Consider the following 18,841-nt stretch of genomic DNA (forward strand, 5'->3'; position numbering starts at 1 on the left):
GCCTAGGCAATTTCTTGACGGGAGACAAGCCTGGGAGGAAACAATGCGCACACAGGTCGTCATCATCGGCTCTGGCCCATCGGGGCTTCTGCTTGGGCAGCTTCTTGCGAAAGAAGGCGTTGAGACTGTCATTCTCGACAGGGTCAGCAAGGATTACATCCTCGGTCGTGTCCGCGCCGGCGTTCTTGAAGAAGGCACGGTGCAGCTCATGGGAAAAGTGGGCGCGGACAAGCGCCTGCATCGCGAAGGCCTGCCGCATGACGGTTTTTCGCTGACCTTCGACGGGCGCGATCACCGCATCGATCTCTTCGATCTCACCGGCGGCAAGCGCGTGATGGTCTATGGCCAGACCGAGGTGACTCATGACCTGATGGATGCGCGCGAGGCGGCGGGCCTTGTGACCATCTATGAGGCCGCCAATGTCGAGCCGCATGATTTCGAAGGCGAGAACCCCTATGTCACCTACCAGAAAGACGGCGTAACCCTCCGGATCGATTGTGATTTCATCGCCGGCTGCGACGGCTTTCACGGGGTAAGCCGTAAATCCGTGCCTGAGGGCGCCATCAAGGAATTCGAGAAGGTGTATCCCTTCGGCTGGCTCGGCATTCTGGCTGATGTGCGGCCCGTCAGCCATGAACTCATCTACGCCAACCATCCCCGCGGTTTTGCCCTCTGTTCCATGCGCTCGCACACGCGGAGCCGCTATTACATTCAATGCTCGCTGGATGATCGACCGGAAGACTGGAGCGACGAACGGTTCTGGGATGAAATCCGCCGCCGCCTACCGGAAAACCATGCGGACGCCATGGTAACTGGCCCGTCTTTTGAAAAATCCATCGCACCGCTCCGGTCCTTCGTCTGCGAACCCCTGCGGTTCGGACGGCTGTTTCTGGCGGGAGACGCGGCCCATATCGTGCCGCCCACGGGCGCCAAGGGCCTCAACCTCGCCGCCAGCGACGTACACTTTCTGAGCGAAGCACTAATCGAATTTTATCGCGATGGGTCCAAGGCCGGCATCGATGCCTATTCGCAGAAGGCGCTTGCCCGGGTCTGGAAAGCCGTTCGCTTTTCGTGGTGGATGACGACGATGATGCACCGTTTTCCCGATACCGGCGATTTCGGCCAGCGCATCCAGGAAGCGGAACTGGATTACCTCGTGCAATCACGCTCTGCCTCCACGGCCCTTGCGGAAAACTATGTCGGGCTCCCCTTTTGCCGCGCCACTTCCACGAGGGTCTGCAGTCCGGAACTTGATGCGCCGATCGCCGCTCCCCCATATAATCCATAGGTTATGATTTTTATGGCTAACGTCATTTTACTTAACCGGAACCCGATTTCTTTACTCTCGGCAGAAGGAGCAAACCATGCATTTTCTGCGCTGCGGTGAGACCGTGATCCATTATCGCGCGAAGGGATTGCACAGTGGCAAGCCCATCATCGCCTTCATCAATTCGCTCGGTACGGATTTCCGCATCTGGGATGCGGTGATTGAGGCGCTTGGCGACGAGTATGCTTTCGTCTTGCATGACAAGAGAGGCCACGGGCTTTCGGATGTCGGAGGCGCTCAGTATTCGATAAACGATCATGCCGGTGACCTGATGGTGCTTCTCGATCATCTGGGTGTGAAACGCGCGATCGTCTGGGGATTGTCGATCGGCGGCCTGATCGCCCAAGGGCTTTATGCCCGCCGGCCCGATCTGGTTCGTGCCTTGGTGCTCAGCAACACCGCCCATAAGATCGGCACCACAGAGATGTGGAATGCACGCATCGAAAAGATCGCTGCCGATGGCCTCGCCTCGCTGGTCGATCCGGTAATGGAGCGCTGGTTCACGCCTGCCTTCCGTCAGCCGGACAATGCCGTCTACGCCGGCGCACGCAACATGCTCTCGCAGCAGCGGGAAGCAGGCTACAGTGGCGCCTGCGCCGCCATCCGCGATGCGGATTTTACCGTTGAAGCGGGACGCATCGCCGTACCCACATTGTGTGTGGCGGGCGATCAGGACGGCTCCACCCCGCCTGAGCTGGTGCGATCGCTTGCCGATCTCATCCCCGCCAGCCGCTTCGTCGCCATTGCCGACTGCGGCCACATTCCCTGCCTTGAACAGCCGCACGCCTATACGCAGGCGGCTTCCCTTTTTCTGAAGACCTTGCCGGAGCATTGACCGATGGCGGACCATATCAACAAGAACGAAAGATTCGAACAGGGCATGAAGACCCGCCGTTCGGTGCTCGGCGACCCCCATGTCGATCGGGCACAGACCATGACGACGGATTTCGACCAGCCCTTCCAGCAGCTCATCACCGAAGCCGCCTGGGGATCGGTCTGGTCCGGCCATCACTGGACGAAGCGCGAGCGCTCGATGGTCACCATCGCCCTGCTCGCCGCACTCGGACAAGACGAGGAGCTTGCCATGCACGTGCGAGCCACCGCCAATACCGGCGCCACCGAGGCGGATATTCGCGAAGCGCTCATGCATGTGGCGATCTATGCGGGGGTGCCCGCCGCAAACCACGCTTTCAAGATCGCCAAGCATGCCCTGGCCGGCATGAAGGCCGATATATCCGGTGAGGAGGAGACGAGATGAGCAACCGACCGCCCGAAACCGGGCCATTCTTCGCACGCGACCGCGACATTCACCCACTGGCCTATGCGCCATGGTACAAGACCTCCATCCTGCGTTCGCCGCAGCGCGCGCTGATTTCACTGGAAGGCACCAAAAGCGAGATCACCGGCCCCGTTTTCGGCCATGGCATGCTGAACCTGCTGGATAACGATCTCATCCTCAACTATGCCCGCCCCGGCGAAATGCCCATCGGCCCGCGTATCCTCGTTCACGGCCGAGTGCTGGACGAGCGCGGTTGCGGCGTGGACGGCGCGCTGGTGGAATTCTGGCAGGCCAATGCCGGCGGGCGTTATCGCCACAAGAAGGAAAGCTACCTCGCCGCCGTCGATCCGAATTTCGGCGGCGTCGGGCGCACGATCACCGACGAGAATGGCTACTACTGGTTCAAGACCATCCAGCCGGGCGCTTACCCCTGGCCGAACGGCGTCAATGACTGGCGGCCAGCCCATATTCATTTCTCCGTCTTCGGCCACGGTTTTGCCCAGCGGCTGATCACCCAGATGTATTTCGAAGGCGATCCGCTGATCTGGAAATGTCCCATCGTCAGGACCATTCCGGACGAGGACGCGATCAAAAGACTGATCGCGCCGCTGGACATGAATGCGACGCTGCCGATGGACATGCTGGCCTATAAGTTCGATATCGTTCTGCGCGGCCGCCGCTCGACGCTTTTCGAAAACCGCATGGAAGGTAACTGACGATGGTTCAGCCGCTCAACTATCTTAAGGAAACCGCGTCGCAGACGGCTGGGCCCTATGTGCATATCGGCTGCACGCCCAATTTCGTCGGTATCGAGGGCGTGTTCGAGAAAGACCTCGGTTCCGGTCCGCTTTATAACGACAAGGCCTGCGGCGAACGCATCAGCGTGCGCGGCACGGTCTACGATGGCGCGGGAATGCCGCTCAAGGATGCGCTGATCGAAATCTGGCAGGCGGATACGGACGGATATTATAACAGCCCCAGCGAAACGCGCGGGCAGGCCGACCAGAATTTTACAGGTTGGGGCCGCTCCCCGGGCGACATGGATACCGGTGAATTCGTGTTCGAAACCATCAAGCCCGGCAAGGTGCCCTTCCGCGACGGACGGCCGATGGCCCCGCACATCATCTTCTGGATCGTTGCGCGCGGCATCAATATCGGCCTGCAGACCCGAATGTATTTTCCCGATGAGGAGGAAGCCAATGCGGCCGATCCGGTTCTGGCCCGCATCGAGCAGAAAAGCCGGATCGCCACGCTCGTCGCCAAAAAGGTGGAAGGCAACCTCTATCGTTTCGATATCCGTCTTCAGGGCCAAAACGAAACCGTATTTTTCGACATCTGAGGGAGACTGACGATGAGCCTTTCCCCCTTCGAGCATCCGTTCCTGTCAGGCCTTTTTGGCGACAGCGAGATCGTCGAACTGTTTTCGGCAAGGGGGGATATTGCCGCTATGGTCCGTTTCGAAACGACTCTGGCGCAGGCAGAAGCGGGGACCGGCCTCATCTCTGAGGACGTGGCGAAGGCGATTGTCTCGGGGCTTTCCGACTTTGCCGCCGATATGACCGCCCTTCGCCGTGGCGTCACGAAAGATGGCGTGGTGGTGCCTGAACTCGTGCGGCAGATGCGGGCTGCCGTCGCTGGCGAGGCGGCAGAAAAGGTGCATTTCGGCGCAACCAGTCAGGATGTCATCGACACGAGCCTGATGCTTAGGCTTAAGGCTGCGGCGGAAATCATCGCGACCCGGCTCGGCCGTCTCATCGATACCTTGGGCGACCTCGTCTCCCGAGATGGCCACACCCCGCTGACGGGTTATACCCGCATGCAGGCCGCTATCGACATCACGGTCGCCGACCGGGCGGCAAGCTGGATTGACCCGCTTACGCGCCACCTGCTGCGGCTGGAAGCCTTCGCGCAGACTGGTTTCGCCCTGCAATTCGGCGGCGCTGCCGGCACGCTGGAAAAGCTCGGCGACACTGCCGTCGCTGTGCGCGCCGACCTCGCCCGGCGCCTCGGACTTGCCAACAGGCCGCAATGGCAGAGCCAGCGGGACGGCATCGCTGAGTTCGCCAATATTCTCTCGCTCGTCACCGGAGCACTCGGCAAGTTCGGGCAGGATATAGCGCTGATGGCCGAGCTCGGTACGGAAATTCACCTATCGGGCGGCGGAGGCTCTTCGGCCATGCCGCACAAGCAGAATCCGGTCAATGCCGAAACGCTGGTGGCGCTCGCACGCTTTAATGCCGTGCAGGTATCCGCGCTGCACCAGTCGCTCGTGCATGAACAGGAACGGTCCGGCGCGAGTTGGATGCTGGAATGGATGACGCTTCCACTGATGGTAACAGGAGCGGGCTCCTCGTTACTCTTGGCCGAAAGGCAAATATCGCAGATCAATAGCCTTGGCCAAGCCTGCAGATGATTCATGCATAGATCCGGCTAGGTGTAGCCAAGACACCGGGACCGAACACTGTGCGGCCATCCCGGCCACTTGCCTGTCTGATCGACGTCATCACAAGTCTCAATGGCCACCCGAGCCAACTGGCGATCGTCGCCTCGGGTGTCGAGAGGCCTGAGAACAGCGCTTACACTTGATCCCAAATCGGAGCCAGTCTTAAAGACGCCCTGCGTCGAGGATCTGCTTAAGGAATGCGCGTGTACGTTCTTGGGTGGGTGATCCGAATATCTGCGCTGGTGGGCCAGCTTCGAGGAGTCGACCCTGCTCCAGGAACACGACAAGGTTCGAGACTTCCTTTGCGAACTGCATTTCGTGGGTAGCGAGAATCATTGTCATGCCCTCGCCGGCCAGATCACGCAGAATATCGAGGACCTCTGCGACAAGTTCTGGATCGAGTGCAGACGTGATCTCGTCCAATAGCAGTGCTTCCGGCTGCATTGCAATCGCACGGACGATTGCGACGCGCTGTTGTTGGCCGCCCGATAGCTGATCTGGGTAGTATTTCGCGCGGTGACCTAAGTTGACGCGTGCCAGTAATTTTGCCGCTCGCGCTCGCGCTTCTTCCCGCGATTGTTTCAATAACCTGATTGGCCCGGTGACAATGTTCTCTTCTACAGTCAGGTGGGGGAAGAGGTTAAACGACTGGAACACCATGCCAACTTTGCGACGGAGCCTATTTAGGTCGACACCAGGTCCGGAGACGACGTCACCGTCGACCCGGATATGTCCACCGTCGATAGCGTCCAGCGCATTCAGGCACCTCAACAAGGTGCTTTTGCCTGAACCGGACGCACCGATCAGCGTGACCACTTCGTGGCGGTCCACCTTCAGGTTAATACCTTTTAGGACCTCGTGCCCTCCGTAACTTTTCCGCAGACCATCAATTTCTATGAATGCCATTTCAGCCTCGCATGCGCTTGTTGGCTCGCGACAATTTCCAGTCGACGTACCGGGTTTGGGGTATTGTCAGCACAACAAATACAATCGCCACGACTGACACCGAGGACAAATTGAAACTGGACGACGCATAGAACTTCGCTTGGTTAAAGGCGTCCAGCGTGCCAATGACGTTCACGAGCGAGGTGTCCTTCTGCAAAGCGATAAACGCTGACAGAAGAGGGGGCACGACCAGCCGGATGGCCTGGGGCAAGATGAACCAGCGGAGGGTTTGAAGGTAGCCGAACCCCAACGAGCGGCTGGCGGCCCACTGCGAGGGATGAATGGATACGATCCCCGAACGATAAATTTCCGCTACGTAGGCACTGTATGTGAGCGTCAAAGCAATGATGGCGAACCAGTCGGGAGAGAGTCCAGCCAGGATAGGCAAATTGGTCAATGGCAAGCCAAATCCGATGAGATAAAGGACAATTATCGCAGGCACCGCGCGCATGATGTCGATATAGGCAACTGCCATGAACCGGAGGGGTGCCCCGGCTTTTCCGGGAGCCATTCGGGCCACAGCAAGAATCAAGCCGAGCACCAGAACCAAAGCCTGCGAGATGACCGCCAGCTTAATATTGACTGCGAAGGCCCGTACGACATCGACGGCGCTGTCGCGCATCAATTGCCATTGGAGGAAGGTCTGTTGGAGCTTCCCGTCATTTAGCAGTAGAAGCTGCAGGAAACCGAACACGACAATGACCGCAAGGGTAAAGCCAAAGGCCACAAAAGCACTCTGACGCGAAGCGGCCGCCGACGCCCGTGCAGCGAGAACCTCTTGGTCCCGCGTCTGACGATTCGCGCGCACTGCGAGGGTCATCGACCAGCTCGCCAGAAGCAGCACCAACGCCCCCCCGGTCATGCCAAGCACGATCAGCCAGAGGCTGATCGTTGTCAAAGATGGGTCGGTGATACCATCCCGCACCGCACCACCCAGCGTGCCGACCATGAATAGCAAGATGAGGGAAACGCCGACTGCCGCGGAGGCAATTGGTAAAGCGCGCGGAGCTGGGCTTAGCCTCTGCATGGTGAGATCCTCCTGCTATCAGGGCAATTGCCAGACCGGGACGCTGTTTGGATCTCTCCCGAAAAGCGGGGTGAGATAGCTGCCAGACAAGGCGGCGATTGTGCCGTCTTTCATCATGTCACCAATCGCCTTGTCGATCGTCGCTGAGTTGCTGGAATTTTTCGGCGTGACTGCCCCATAACCTTGATCAACGTCGTACTGGCCAACGACCTCCGCCGCGCCTTTGGTGCCCGCTGTCGCTGACAGGACCAACGTTGTATCCGAGACAATCACATCGACCTGATCTGCCAATAGCGCGTTGACCAGATCTGGCTGCGTTTGATAAAGCAATGGCTGGCGGTCCGGTTTGAGGGTATTGATCACCCAGTCCGATCCCATATTGCCCTGGATCACGCCGATGCGTTTTGACCGGAGATTTGACGCCGTCACTTCGGTGCCCTTCTTAACGGCGATCCCGAGGTTCGAGTTGAAATACGGCTGCGAGAAGTCGAAGACCTGCTTGCGCTTTTCGGTAATTGTTGTTGACGCTATGGCGACATCGTATCCCTTGGCGGTGCCGGATATGTATTGGTCCCAGGCGAGATTGAGTAGCTTGAGGTTCTTCAGACCCGCACGGTGAGCAATCTCAGCAGCCATGCAATATTCAAAGCCGTCCTGGGTGGAGGCGGGTGACATGCCATTGTACCAGCCGGGGTTTGGCAGGACGGTTGCGACGATCAAGGTGTCAGGCTGGGTGGTGGTTAGGCTTATCGATCCTGCAGGCCCGTTGGGGGCGCACTTGCCATAAAACGGAGCCACGCCGTCGGCGAGGGCTTGCCCCATCCCGATGATTGTCATGATTACTGCTGCCAACATCTGCTTATGTTTCATTTTCTTTCCTCCCCGTGAAGTTGCTGCGTCAGTCCCCGAGTCGAGCATGGTCGCGCGCGGCGCCCAGGAAATGCTCTATCAGCGAACGGAAATCCTGCTTTGAAGCCGAAAGCTCCTCGGGGTGCCATTGCACGCCGACCATCCAATGCTCGCCGGAATCCTCTACGGCCTCTATGATGCCGTCGGCAGCCTGAGCGGCCACTCTCAGACCGGTACCAAGCCGGTTCAAGGCCTGGTGATGCGCGGATCGAACGGAGATTTGCTTGTCAATGTACATTCTGGCGAGGCGAGAACCTTCAGCAATCTCAACAAGATGGGAAACCATCACTGAGTTTTCGTCGCTGCCAACATGGATTGTGTCTGAACCGATATCCTGAATCAGATCGCCACCGCGCAGAACGTTCATGAGCTGCATACCGCGGCAGATCCCAAGAATGGGAATGCCACGTTTCGCAGCCGATCTCATAAGATCAAGCTCAAACTTGTCCGCCTCGATATTCAGGCCGTAGATTGTCCCGGTACAGGCCGCCTGGCCGTAGCAGCCTGGGTCAATGTCTGCCCCTCCGAGTACGATGACACCTTGTTTACCGGCAAGGAGTGTTTCGGCCTCTGCGCCTCGGATGGAAGCCTCCAAAAAGGAGCCCTTCGCTCCACGCTTTGCGAGTTCGCGGTGGGTGTTGTCGGCCAAAGACCTCAATGCGCTTCTCAACTTGTAGCTTACGCCAGGCGGCATCAGAGAGCCGCTGACCAGAATTTGAATCGCGGTTTGGTCGGCGGCATGCTGGTGTGAAAGGGTTGCTTTTGTCATGACCTTCCCTAGAATCCGTACAAACAGCTAAACATCTAAACTCTAGAGGTCAAATGAAATTTGTCAGTCCGCTTAATGTCGCCTCTGTGTCCACACCGAGCTTGGTGGCGAAACGCGTGCATGAAGCCATTGTAAGCGGCGAACTGCGTCCCGGTGACCGATTGCCGTCTGAGGCCGAATTGGCGAACGGCTTCGGTATCGCGCTGATGACCGTCCGGGCAGCGCTTATAGCCTTGCGCGATATGGGCTTATTGGTGACAGTGCGAGGACGACATGGAGGAAACTTCGTTGCAGAGGACGTAGGTGATCGGCTTGCAGAGTCAGCCCGAAAGGCTCCGCTGGACAAGCTTTTGCTCCGAGATCTCACAGACTGGAGGCGCGCGATTTCGGGCGAAGCCTGCTATCTAGCGGCCGAACGTTCGACGCCGGAGCGACTACTGGACATCAAGGCCGCAAACCAGGAATATATGTCGCTTGCGCAATTTCCGGATCTGCGATTTGCCGATGTCAGACTGCATGTCGCCATTGCCGAAGCGTCGGGATCATCCCGGTTGATAAGGGCGGAAACGGAAATTCAAGTTGCTATGACTGACGTCATACTCGCGACCGATCGCCCCGTTCGAAGTCGCAAGCTTGCCTCTTACGATCATGGCCCCATAATTCGTGCCATCGAGATCGGGCACGCCCAGAATGCACGGGAGGCGATGATCCGCCATGCGGAGGATACGTTTAACTGGGCAGTTCTACTGTTGTAAACGAAGCGCCGCCATTTGTTGCGTCCGGCGTATCATTGAAATGTGCTGCCGGACGGCTTTCACACCACCCGGCACTAGAATTTTGGGTTTCACGTTAAATTTGGACCGAGCGGACGAGGCTAAAACGGCAGTGCGGCTTTTCTGCGTTGCGTGCTGATCCAGCGTTGAACGGTAAATGCTTCGATGGCTCCCTTGGGACCCCATTTTCCGCCGCCGCCGGATGCGCCGATCCCGGAGAACGGGCAATGCGGCTCATCGTGAACTGTCGGTGCGTTGACGTGCACCATGCCAGCATTGATCCGCTCGGCCAAGAGTTCACCGGCGAGTGTATCGTTTGTGACGATAGCAGCCGTGAGGCCATAGTCGCTGTCGTTCGCCAGTTCAATAGCATGCTCAGCGTTGTCAGCAGGGATGACACAAGTAACGGGACCAAAAATCTCCTCGTGCCAAATGCGCATGTCCGTCGTGACGCCGGTCAGAACAGTCGGGTGATAGAAGGGTGGCTGAGCTTGCCCACCACAGCAGATGATGGCGCCCGCGGCGCGTGCTTCGTCGACCAATGTCACGATGCGTTGGAGCTGACGATCGTTGATGATGGGACCGATAACGGAATGAGGAACTTGGGGCTGGCAAGGAGCGAACTTTTGTACTTTCTCAACGAGCTTGTCGGTGAATTCGTCAAAGATCGGCTTTGCGACGATCACACGATCGGTGGACATGCAGATCTGTCCCTGATGCAAAAAGGCGCCAAAGAATGCGAGATCCACCGCATGGTCCAGGTTGGCGTCCTCGAGAATGAGGATCGAGTTTTTTCCACCGAGTTCAAGCATTATTGGTTTGAATCGACGGGCGCATTCGGCTGACAGTTGTTGCCCTACCTTGGTTGAACCGGTGAAGCTGATACCTGCTACCCTCCTATCGTTTACGAAGGCTGCTCCCACTCGGGAAGCGCCCTCGCGCGATGTGGTCACAACGTTGAACACGCCCGGTGGAAAGCCGGCATCAGATAGGAGATGAGCAAGCAGCAAGCCCCCAGAGACCGGGCTGTCCTCGGACGGCTTGAGCACAATCGTGTTCCCTAAGGCAAGCGCGTAGACAAAGCCTCGCATTGAGAGGTAGAGCGGGAAGTTCCAAGGAGAGATCACGCCGATCACGCCGCGTGGTCGACGCATTGTGCGGTTAATACGACCCCGCACATTGGAAGGTAGTATCTCTCCGATCTCACGCGTCGTTAGTCCAGCGGCCTCCCGCAAAGCGACCGGAATAAGGGAACATTCGTACATCGCCTTTCCGAACGTTGACCCGGTTTCGGCAATGAGCGCTTGGACAAAGTCATCACGGCGCTCAGTGAACAACTCAGCAGCGCGATAAAAGACGGAAGCTCGATCCGTTGGCGACATGTCCTCCCAGTCAGGTTGGGCGACTGCGGCTGCGCTGATTGCACGATCAATATCATCCGGAGCCGCATCCGCGATCCTTGCGATGAGACGTCCTGTCGTCGGATCGCGGTCGTCGAAATACGCTGCGTGAGATGCGTCCGACCAACGCCCCCCGATGAACAAATTCTGCTCAGAGGATGCCGCATTCTCTTCGATTTTCTTCCAGTGAAACATTCCGGAGTTCCTCCTTTGATCGGACAATTTTTTCATGATGCGATGTCCGAGGATAAATCTCTTAGGGGCTGACTTGCCCCCTAGTTCGGTCTACACCCGGGGAATCAGGCGGCCGCTGCGTTAGGAACCGACCCGTCGGCACGAACGCGCGCCAGTACGCCGGACACCGCTTCGATGGCGCGGTCCGCTTCGCTCTCCGTTACGACAAGTGGCGGCGACAGGACCAGGACATTCTCGTTTGCCATTCTGACAATGACACCCGACTCCTGTTTGATGACATCAGGAATCGCATTGTCAGGCAGGGGATGGCGCGACTTCTTGTCCGATACAAGTTCGATAGCTATGCCAAGGCCGGCGTGGCGAATCTCGCCAACGCAAGGAAGATCCTGTAGCGACTGCAGACCTTCTGAGAAATAATTGCCCATGACGTTGGCTCGCTCGACAAGTCGCTCCTCCTCAAGAATCCGAAGGTTTTCAAGCGCGATCGCACAGGCAACCGGATGTCCACTATAGGTGTACCCAACCGGAAAGCCGTGGCCCTCGCAGACGGCGTCGGCGATTTCGCGTGTCATCAGAACTGCCCCGAGGGGGATGTACCCGCTCGAAATCCCCTTGGCAGTCACCAGGATGTCCGGTGTGACATTGTACCTGTCTGCGCCAAACCACGATCCGATACGGCCGAAAGCCGTTACCACTTCATCGAAGATCAACAGTATCCCGTTCTTGCGAAGAACCTGTGCGACTCGGGGCCAGTAATCATCGGGCGGGATAACCATGCCACCGACACCCATCACCGGCTCGCCGATCAGGGCAGCGATATTCTTCGGGCCGATCTTGGCGATGGTAGCTTCCAGTTCGGCAATGCAGAAATCCGTCGTGCTTTGCCCGTTATAGCGCCACTTTTGAAATGGCTTGGGAGGAGTGAGATGGTGCACATGTCCGATGCCCGGCCCCACGCCAGCCTTCAGTCCATCGAAACCCGTCGCCGTGCCGCCGCCATAGGCAAGCCCATGATAGGCGTCGCTGCGTGAAAGGATCCAGGTGCGATCAGGCTCTCCACGGTGAGCGTGGAAAAGCCGCGCGGTCTTGATTGCCGCGTCATTGCCCTCCGATCCACCTGACGTAAAATATGTAACGTCCAGCCCGGGTGGTGAGAGAGCGGCAAGCTTCGCCGCAAGCGTGATCGCCTTGTCGTTGGAAAACTCCCAGAAGGCGGTCGCATACTCTAGCGTTGACATCTGCTTGGCCGCAGCTTCGGCCATTTCAGGGCGGCCATGGCCGATTTGGGCCAGCCAAAGTCCGCCGGTCATGTCGAGATACTCGCGTCCAACTACGTCCCAGAGACTGCAGCCTTTGCCTTTGATGAAGATCGTCCGATCGCGGGTTTCAAGCGGAAGAAAAGTGTGGATCATGTGCTTTGCATCAAGATCGCGCAGGTGCTCATAGTCACTCATTGTTCACTCCTGTTTTGGATCTTTGCCGCTCGTCGACCAGCGCGAGCGAGTAGCTTGAGTTTGAGAATTGTCAGGGTTTTGAGTGCTCACGCTTCCGCCGTGGCGGCGGCAAAGGTGCGGTCCAATCGGCCGTACAGCGCGGGATTTGTTCGGCGAATTCGCAGCGCGATGGCCACACCTGCCGCAGCGATGACAAGGACGAATACCGGAAACATCGTCACGACCATGCTCTCGCTCCCTGTAAGCAGAGGGAGATTACGGGAGACCTGGATGAATGCAGCCAGAAGCGCGAGACCGGCCACCGAAGGCGCAACGAAGACTCGCAGCGCCGAGTGGTCGTGAGGCGTTCTGCCGAAATATGCGATGATGGAGATAGAGACCAGGATTTGGATCGCAAGAATCCCGATACCCGCAAAGGCGACCATCCAAGAAAAGACCACTGCATAGGGATCGGCATTGATCACTGTAAAGCCAATCAGGATTGCAGCGACCAATACCGCCTGAACACGGCCGGCAATATGGGGGGACGCATTCGTGTCATGAATGCGCGATAGCCCAGTCCACAAGAGACCGTCCCGACCGAGAGCAAAGAAATAGCGGTTGAGCGTATTGTGGAAGGACAGAAGACAGGCGAAGAAGCTGGTCAGTAGCAACATGTTCATCGCTACGATCGACCACTCTCCGAGTGTTCCAGCTATGGCGCTGAAATAGAAGGCTTCCAGCGACGCATTCGCCTTCGAGGCTACATTGGAAGCGCCATAGTACTGGATCACGGCCCAGCTCACGAGCGCATAGAACAGGGTGATGATCGTGACAGCCGCAATCGTGGCCCGCGGAATCGCCTTGTCGGGATTGGAGGCTTCCTCACCGAAGATCACGGTGGCCTCGAAGCCGATAAAAGCGCTGACCACGAAAACAAGTGTCACACCGATGCCTGGTGAAAAAATGTCGATCGGCTTCAAGCCCGCCATCGTCAGTCCGTCGGGACCGCCGCCATGAAGTATGACGCCTACGGCGAAGAGGCTCAGAATCAGGAGTTCTGCGATCATGCAGAGGCCGAGGAGACGTCCCGAAAACACAATGTGGCGTTGGCCACACCATGAAACCGCGAGAAGAACGAGCAGCGACCAAACCCACCAAGGCAGGTCGACCCCCAGCGGCGCGAGCGCCGCGTGTGTGAACACGCCGAGAGACGCATAGATCCCGATCTGGATCGTGAAGTACGTGGCAATGGCAAGGAAGGCGCCACTTACCCCTAGTGGACGCCCGAGGCCTCGGGAAATATAGGTGTAGAAGCCGCCGGCGCTACTGACATTACGGGCCATCGCTGTAAAGCCGGCTGAAAAGATCAGGTAGAGAAGCCCGACCAAAAGAAACGCGCCAGGCACGCCTATATTCCCAAAAGCGAAGGCGGGTGGCGTCGCCCCGACGACGGCTGCCATGGGTGCTGCCGCAGCCACAACAAAAAAGACAATATGCGCCACCCCAATTGAATTGGGCGCAAGTGAACGCTTCGCAACGGGCGAAGTTCCCATGATAATCCTCCAAAGTTCCCAATTTTATTGTATTCTGACTTGGGAGTTTGCGGCTGAGCTCTGGCTGCGTCTATTGCGGTTTGTGACAAAATGCCGATAATTTACGCCAGGAAGGCGAATTCAGAGGGGATCTGAAGTGTCGAACTTGTCGTTGGGCGATGGGAAGCGGAGAGGCGCGCTCATCCGCGTTTTCGTCTTGCAGGTCATTATACAAGGCCTGGCGAGCGGTGGTGACAGGCTCAACGCCGTTCTCAAACGGCACAACATTTCGGATGCGCGGCTTGGCAATCCGTATGCCACGGTTGATCTTACGGACTATCTTGGTTTCTTCGAAGACGCAGCAGTGACATTTTCTGACCCGGTCCTTGGCGCACGGCTGGGAATGAACTTGCGCCCCGGGGACTTCTGGCCGATTGGTCTTGTTTTGATGCAATCAGGATCAATCAGCTCGGCTCTAGCCCATTTCTGCCGCTACGCGCCGGCCTTTCAGACAGGGTCAAGCTTCTCCCTGCAAACCTCCGCGGAGGGCTTGGTGTGTAGCTATGACGTGCATGGCGGCCCTTTGGAGCAAGAACTCTTCCGGCAAGACAATGAGTTTACGCTCGCCTGCATCTGCAGCCAGATACGAACGGCTTTTGATAAAAAGTGGAAGCCGTTGGAGGTCCGCTTCAGGCACAGTTCGAGCGGTCGGGATCGGTTACTTGAACGGTTGTTCGATGCGCCGGTGCATTTCGGACAGGCACGCAATTGCATCGTCGTTGAACCCACGGAGGCTGAACGGCAGCACCGGAATGAGGATCGAGACCTGATCAGCATTCTCAACCAGCACCTTGGCACCCTCGTTGTGGCAAGCAACAGCGAACTGTCCATGACCGAGCAAGTTCAAGCGCTTATCCATGTGAAGCTGGGAATTTCTAGTGTGGCAATACCCGACTTGGCCAAGGAGATGCGAATGACCGCGAGAAGCCTGCAACGAAGGCTCGAGGAAGAGGGCACGAGCGTCCGCGAAATTTTGCAGGACCACAGGATGAGGATGGCGGAGAACTACCTGAGCCGAGGGGACATGTCGATGGAAGAGATATCGAATGCCCTGGGTTATGCCGAACCGTTGATATTCGCCCGAGCTTTCAAATCCTGGACTGGACGTAACCCGGTGCGCCGGCATGGGACCAGGTTCTGATCTCTTTTGCTGTTTTCGTCTGGCGAAGGCTGTAAGTTAATGGCCTAGCGATCACATCTTTTCAACGTTCAAACGCATCCGGCGCATCACCCGAAGGAACACCTCGAGATCCTCCGGATCGACGCCCGCGATGAGTTGTTCCTCGCGCCGCAAGGCGATGGCAAGAATGTTGTCGTGCAGAGTGTAACCTGTTGATGTTAAGCGCCAGTTTTTCCGGCGCGGATCGGTTTCCGATACTTGATCGCATTCAACAAGCTCTCGGTCGTTCAGCGTTGTGAGCGCCCGGCTGACTGCCGCCTTATCGAGAGACACGAAATCGCAAATTCGACTCGCTGGAATGTTGGGCTCCGCAGCAAGCATTGATATGGTCCGCCAGGCAACGATGCCGACGCCAAACTCCTCAAGATAGTTGTCGGAAGCTTTGCGCGTCAGCGCATTGTTGATGGATGACAGGAAATAGGGCACATAGGTTTCAAGATCGAGCACTGTCCTGTCGTAAGGCCCAATTTTCACCGGGCTCGATATTCTCGTCTTGTTGCTTCGCACTCTCTGTTCGGTCACGCAGGTTCCCCTAGGCAAATCCTCCCAAGCTGAAATCCACGGACTTCATTTCATCGTAGGTCGGCCCGGGACCAACCGCGAGTATCTTGCGAGCCTTGATATGCCCGGCAGGATCATTGACGGTTTCCACTGCTATAAGCCTTTCCGCGCGGAAGCGGAATGCAGCAATTTTTCCGTCCCCGATAAGCGTGTGGGTTTTGTCATCTGGCAAAGCAAGGCCGGCGATTTGCAGCTTGTGCGTTCCCTGGTCGGACCAGAACCAAGGCAGGCGGTCATGAGGGGTTGGCCTATCCAGGATCGTCAAGGCAACATTGCGCCCTTGATCACTCGCATTTTGCACGGACTCCAAGCGCAAACTTCGGCGTTCTCGCGGGCAATCGAACGATGCGCAGTCGCCAATCGCAAAGATGTTGCGGTCTGATGTTCGCAAGTGAGAATCAACGCGAATTCCGTTTGACGCACCGAGGCCGCATTCAAGCGCCAGCTGCTCGTTTGGTTGCGCACCGACTGCGACCAGCACTATGTCGGCCGGGATCACATGGCCGTCACACAGCTCAACACCGCGCACCGTTCCGTCGCTTCCGACAATGCGCGCAACATGAGTGGAGAGACGCACGTCGGCGCCGCCATCGCGCAGGCCAGTTGCGAGCGTTTCGGAGATGAGGTTTGAAACCGCTCGACCAAGGCACCGCTCGCCAGCTTCCAGGACAGTGACTTGATGTCCGAGGGCGGCGAGCGCAGCCGCTGTCTCCATCCCCACGAACCCAGCACCGATCGCAACCACGTTCTGGCGAGAGTCAAGCTTCGTTCGCAGTCGCATGGCATCAGCCAGGGTTCGCAGGCTGAGAACTCCGTCGAGATCACTTCCGGGAATCGCCAGTTTGCGGGCGCGGGCACCTGTCGCGAGGACCAGGTGCGTGAACGCCAATCGCTGATCCCTGGAGTCGATCACCTCTCGCCTCATGCGGTCGATTGCCACTATTGGCCGGCATGACTCGATCGATATCTGTGACGTGGCCCAGAATGCGGAGGGCCGCAGCGCAAGAATATCGTCCCGACCTCCCGCCAGATAGGCCTTCGACAGCGGCGGTCGCTGATAGGGCAGACGCCCTTCATCACCTAGCACAACAATCTCATCTTCAAAGCCTTCGCTGCGAAGGCTAGCCGCAGCCTGCACTGCAGCCTGTCCGGCCCCGACAATGATGACCCGTCGCTTCATACTTGTGTCTCCGGCAGATGAACGATCAGTCCATTCAATTCGCTTTTCAGTCGGACCTGACACGATAGCCGGCTGGTGGTGCGTTGCTGTGAGGCAGCACATTCCAGCATGTCGCTTTCACCATCATTGCGGGGACCCGCGAGTCCAACCCACTCGTCGTCGATGAAACAGTGGCAGGTAGCGCACATCATCGAGCCCCCACATTCACCGATAATGCCCTCAATGCTATTCGCGACGGCGACCTGCATTACGCTGTCCCCGATCTGTCCATCGCATTGGATGCGACGGCCGTCAGCGCTTACAAATACAACTACTGGCATCGTGCCCTCCCCTCTTCTGCAATGAAGCGCACCGGCAACTTTTCTAACGCCCGGATCGCATTGTTTGGCCGCCATACGGGCGCTCCATCCAACTCGATAGATCGGACGGCTTTGGCGAGTTCCGATAAAACGGCCTCTCCCTCCGCCCGAGCGACGTTCTGTCCCACACATCCGTGAATCCCGGCGCCGAAGGCCATGTGGCCGGTGACCTTGCGTGATATGTCGAAACGCATAGGGTCGGCCCAATGCTCGGGGTCGGTGTTCGCGGCACCGAGAACGCAAAGGATCTTGGTGCCTTCTGCGATCTCGATGCCGGCGACCTCGGTGTTCGCCGCGGCAGTTCTACAGAACGTGTGAACCGGCGAAGTCAACCGGAGGGCTTCCTCGAACGCTGCGCGGGCACGGGTCGGGTCTTCGCGAAGGAGGGCATATTGATCGGGGTAATTTGCGAGGCACCACAACGCATTGCCGATTCCGGTAACCGTGGTGTCTACACCGGCCGACAACAGAGATCTGACTAGCATGCCCGCCTGTTCTGAACTGATCTCGCCGAGGTCGGACGCAGCATAGATTGCTTCTCCCAAGCCTCCGGGCAAGAGCATTTCCCGGGAGCATTGGTTGGTGATCCAGGGAACGATATCAGGGCCTTTGGCAAGAGCGTCACGACGCAGGCGGTTGTCGGGTCCAAGGGCGTTGAACACCATCGCGCCGTAATCGATCATGCGTCGGGCATCGTGATTGCGAAGGCCGACGGCACGCGGGAAAACATCGGTTGGGAAGGCTTCGGCGATGTCGGCAACTGCATCGAACCCGCCGCCGCGGTGAATCAGCCGTGCAATGAGTTCCTTTGCCGATCTCGCGAAATCCTGCTTGAGCTGCATAACCGCTTTCGGCGATAGCGCCCGGGCCATGACCGCTCGTGTTTGCGTGTGTGCGGGCGGATCGACTTCCAGAATGATGCTGGGCGGGCGCCATGGCTCAACGAGGCCGAAATCCGTGAGGCCGACGCCGCGCGAACTGACAAATCGCTCCCAGTCGGAGAATATTTCGCGCGTGACGACAAAGGTGCCACTTGCGAGAACCGAGTATTTCGGAATGTAGACAAGGGGCCCCTTTTGCCTCAGTTCGGAATAGTATTCGTGCGGGTTCCTCAAAATATCTTCGCCATAGGGGTCGATATCCCAGACTGGAATGCCCTTGGGGCATTCAATGGCCGTGTGGCCTTCAACTAGCGGCATGAACTTCCTCCCTGATTTACAGTCTGTCGCAAAGTCGTGTGCGTGCGTGGATGCCCAGCACCAGGCGCGCCCAGACAGCCTCGGCACGTTCAAGGTTATTCGGTGGAACGTCGGCCCTGAATTGTGTCGTTAGAGCACGAGGCTAAACTGTCGCTGGCTACGTGACGACGGCGCCGACGACACCAAGCGCTGGGCCCTGTCGAACCGCATCGTGCTGTCTCCTCCTGCACGAGTTGCGATCACAACACGACTAAAATAGATGAGTTG

General features: G+C 57.9%; 18 protein-coding genes and 1 pseudogene. 8 read left to right on the plus strand and 11 right to left on the minus strand.

All coding sequences use genetic code 11. The features are described 5' to 3' along the window. Positions 1–43: 43 nt before the first annotated feature. The 6 genes and pseudogenes from pobA to ACQ5BM_RS25805 all read left to right on the plus strand — a co-directional run. Positions 44–1,213: pseudogene (gene pobA, locus ACQ5BM_RS25780) on the plus strand (4-hydroxybenzoate 3-monooxygenase); the annotation flags it as partial. A gap of 151 nt (positions 1,214–1,364) precedes the next feature. Next, positions 1,365–2,162, plus strand: coding sequence for a 3-oxoadipate enol-lactonase (gene pcaD, locus ACQ5BM_RS25785; RefSeq protein WP_429817519.1), 798 nt, complete (start codon positions 1,365–1,367; stop codon positions 2,160–2,162). 3 nt (positions 2,163–2,165) lie between these two features. Then, positions 2,166–2,585, plus strand: a complete 420-nt coding sequence (pcaC, locus tag ACQ5BM_RS25790; RefSeq protein WP_429817521.1) for a 4-carboxymuconolactone decarboxylase — start codon at positions 2,166–2,168, stop codon at positions 2,583–2,585. Next, on the plus strand, positions 2,582–3,322 hold the full coding sequence (gene pcaH, locus ACQ5BM_RS25795; RefSeq protein ID WP_429817522.1) for a protocatechuate 3,4-dioxygenase subunit beta: 741 nt from the start codon (positions 2,582–2,584) through the stop codon (positions 3,320–3,322). Before pcaC ends, pcaH begins: the two co-directional genes overlap by 4 nt. Positions 3,323–3,324: 2 nt before the next feature. Next, a complete protein-coding gene (gene pcaG / locus ACQ5BM_RS25800) occupies positions 3,325–3,945 on the plus strand; it encodes a protocatechuate 3,4-dioxygenase subunit alpha (RefSeq protein WP_429817524.1) in 621 nt (206 codons plus the stop codon). A gap of 12 nt (positions 3,946–3,957) precedes the next feature. Beyond that, positions 3,958–5,019 (plus strand): 3-carboxy-cis,cis-muconate cycloisomerase, encoded by a 1,062-nt coding sequence (locus ACQ5BM_RS25805; RefSeq protein WP_429817526.1) that lies wholly within the window; start codon positions 3,958–3,960, stop codon positions 5,017–5,019. Positions 5,020–5,211: 192 nt separating this feature from the next. Here the strand turns inward: ACQ5BM_RS25805 and ACQ5BM_RS25810 are convergent, their stop codons facing one another. From ACQ5BM_RS25810 to ACQ5BM_RS25825, 4 genes are read right to left on the minus strand one after another with little or no spacing between them, the layout of a single operon-like run. Beyond that, entirely contained in the window at positions 5,212–5,955 is a 744-nt protein-coding gene (locus ACQ5BM_RS25810; RefSeq protein ID WP_429817528.1) for an amino acid ABC transporter ATP-binding protein, read from the minus strand. A gap of 1 nt (position 5,956) precedes the next feature. Further along, positions 5,957–7,021 carry an amino acid ABC transporter permease gene (locus ACQ5BM_RS25815; RefSeq protein ID WP_429817529.1) on the minus strand — a complete coding sequence of 355 codons (1,065 nt, stop codon included), beginning with the start codon at positions 7,019–7,021 and terminating at the stop codon, positions 5,957–5,959. An 18-nt stretch (positions 7,022–7,039) separates the two neighbouring features. Then, positions 7,040–7,891, minus strand: a complete 852-nt coding sequence (locus ACQ5BM_RS25820; protein WP_429817531.1) for an ABC transporter substrate-binding protein — start codon at positions 7,889–7,891, stop codon at positions 7,040–7,042. Between the two features lie 28 nt (positions 7,892–7,919). Further along, positions 7,920–8,699, minus strand: coding sequence for a gamma-glutamyl-gamma-aminobutyrate hydrolase family protein (locus ACQ5BM_RS25825; RefSeq protein WP_429817532.1), 780 nt, complete (start codon positions 8,697–8,699; stop codon positions 7,920–7,922). 53 nt (positions 8,700–8,752) lie between these two features. On the opposite strand from ACQ5BM_RS25825, the gene ACQ5BM_RS25830 reads away from it, so the two are divergent. Beyond that, positions 8,753–9,454, plus strand: a complete 702-nt coding sequence (locus tag ACQ5BM_RS25830; RefSeq protein ID WP_429817534.1) for a FadR/GntR family transcriptional regulator — start codon at positions 8,753–8,755, stop codon at positions 9,452–9,454. Positions 9,455–9,573: 119 nt separating this feature from the next. Here the strand turns inward: ACQ5BM_RS25830 and ACQ5BM_RS25835 are convergent, their stop codons facing one another. From ACQ5BM_RS25835 to ACQ5BM_RS25845, 3 genes are all read right to left on the minus strand, one after another. Further along, positions 9,574–11,103: an aldehyde dehydrogenase family protein gene (locus tag ACQ5BM_RS25835; RefSeq protein WP_429817536.1), complete on the minus strand. Its 1,530-nt coding sequence runs from the start codon at positions 11,101–11,103 to the stop codon at positions 9,574–9,576. 68 nt (positions 11,104–11,171) lie between these two features. Continuing rightward, positions 11,172–12,521, minus strand: coding sequence for an aspartate aminotransferase family protein (locus ACQ5BM_RS25840; protein ID WP_429817538.1), 1,350 nt, complete (start codon positions 12,519–12,521; stop codon positions 11,172–11,174). Positions 12,522–12,607: 86 nt separating this feature from the next. Next, positions 12,608–14,056: an APC family permease gene (locus ACQ5BM_RS25845; protein ID WP_429817539.1), complete on the minus strand. Its 1,449-nt coding sequence runs from the start codon at positions 14,054–14,056 to the stop codon at positions 12,608–12,610. Positions 14,057–14,192: 136 nt separating this feature from the next. On the opposite strand from ACQ5BM_RS25845, the gene ACQ5BM_RS25850 reads away from it, so the two are divergent. Next, the gene (locus ACQ5BM_RS25850) at positions 14,193–15,236 is read left to right on the plus strand and encodes an AraC family transcriptional regulator (protein ID WP_429817541.1); all 1,044 of its coding nucleotides are present in this window, start codon (positions 14,193–14,195) and stop codon (positions 15,234–15,236) included. Positions 15,237–15,287: 51 nt separating this feature from the next. On the opposite strand, the gene ACQ5BM_RS25855 is transcribed toward ACQ5BM_RS25850, so the two are convergent. From ACQ5BM_RS25855 to ACQ5BM_RS25870, 4 genes are read right to left on the minus strand one after another with little or no spacing between them, the layout of a single operon-like run. Further along, entirely contained in the window at positions 15,288–15,797 is a 510-nt protein-coding gene (locus ACQ5BM_RS25855; RefSeq protein ID WP_429817543.1) for a MarR family winged helix-turn-helix transcriptional regulator, read from the minus strand. Positions 15,798–15,807: 10 nt separating this feature from the next. Beyond that, positions 15,808–17,016, minus strand: a complete 1,209-nt coding sequence (locus ACQ5BM_RS25860; RefSeq protein ID WP_429817545.1) for an NAD(P)/FAD-dependent oxidoreductase — start codon at positions 17,014–17,016, stop codon at positions 15,808–15,810. Next, positions 17,013–17,411 (minus strand): 2Fe-2S iron-sulfur cluster-binding protein, encoded by a 399-nt coding sequence (locus ACQ5BM_RS25865; protein WP_429817547.1) that lies wholly within the window; start codon positions 17,409–17,411, stop codon positions 17,013–17,015. Before ACQ5BM_RS25865 ends, ACQ5BM_RS25860 begins: the two co-directional genes overlap by 4 nt. Continuing rightward, positions 17,327–18,661 (minus strand): cytochrome P450, encoded by a 1,335-nt coding sequence (locus ACQ5BM_RS25870; RefSeq protein WP_429817654.1) that lies wholly within the window; start codon positions 18,659–18,661, stop codon positions 17,327–17,329. Before ACQ5BM_RS25870 ends, ACQ5BM_RS25865 begins: the two co-directional genes overlap by 85 nt. Between the last annotated feature and the right edge of the window lie 180 nt (positions 18,662–18,841).

The sequence above is a fragment of the Ensifer sp. B1-9 genome (assembly GCF_050474445.1).
Lineage (GTDB): Bacteria > Pseudomonadota > Alphaproteobacteria > Rhizobiales > Rhizobiaceae > Ensifer.

Coding starts and splice junctions, on each gene's coding strand:
- pcaD (WP_429817519.1), top strand. CDS start 1,365: ATGCATTTTCTGCGCTGCGGTGAGACCGTGATCCATTATCGCGCGAAG.
- pcaC (WP_429817521.1), top strand. CDS start 2,166: ATGGCGGACCATATCAACAAGAACGAAAGATTCGAACAGGGCATGAAG.
- pcaH (WP_429817522.1), top strand. CDS start 2,582: ATGAGCAACCGACCGCCCGAAACCGGGCCATTCTTCGCACGCGACCGC.
- pcaG (WP_429817524.1), top strand. CDS start 3,325: ATGGTTCAGCCGCTCAACTATCTTAAGGAAACCGCGTCGCAGACGGCT.
- ACQ5BM_RS25805 (WP_429817526.1), top strand. CDS start 3,958: ATGAGCCTTTCCCCCTTCGAGCATCCGTTCCTGTCAGGCCTTTTTGGC.
- ACQ5BM_RS25810 (WP_429817528.1), bottom strand. CDS start 5,955: ATGGCATTCATAGAAATTGATGGTCTGCGGAAAAGTTACGGAGGGCAC.
- ACQ5BM_RS25815 (WP_429817529.1), bottom strand. CDS start 7,021: ATGCAGAGGCTAAGCCCAGCTCCGCGCGCTTTACCAATTGCCTCCGCG.
- ACQ5BM_RS25820 (WP_429817531.1), bottom strand. CDS start 7,891: ATGAAACATAAGCAGATGTTGGCAGCAGTAATCATGACAATCATCGGG.
- ACQ5BM_RS25825 (WP_429817532.1), bottom strand. CDS start 8,699: ATGACAAAAGCAACCCTTTCACACCAGCATGCCGCCGACCAAACCGCG.
- ACQ5BM_RS25830 (WP_429817534.1), top strand. CDS start 8,753: ATGAAATTTGTCAGTCCGCTTAATGTCGCCTCTGTGTCCACACCGAGC.
- ACQ5BM_RS25835 (WP_429817536.1), bottom strand. CDS start 11,103: ATGAAAAAATTGTCCGATCAAAGGAGGAACTCCGGAATGTTTCACTGG.
- ACQ5BM_RS25840 (WP_429817538.1), bottom strand. CDS start 12,521: ATGAGTGACTATGAGCACCTGCGCGATCTTGATGCAAAGCACATGATC.
- ACQ5BM_RS25845 (WP_429817539.1), bottom strand. CDS start 14,056: ATGGGAACTTCGCCCGTTGCGAAGCGTTCACTTGCGCCCAATTCAATT.
- ACQ5BM_RS25860 (WP_429817545.1), bottom strand. CDS start 17,016: ATGAAGCGACGGGTCATCATTGTCGGGGCCGGACAGGCTGCAGTGCAG.
- ACQ5BM_RS25865 (WP_429817547.1), bottom strand. CDS start 17,411: ATGGCGGCCAAACAATGCGATCCGGGCGTTAGAAAAGTTGCCGGTGCG.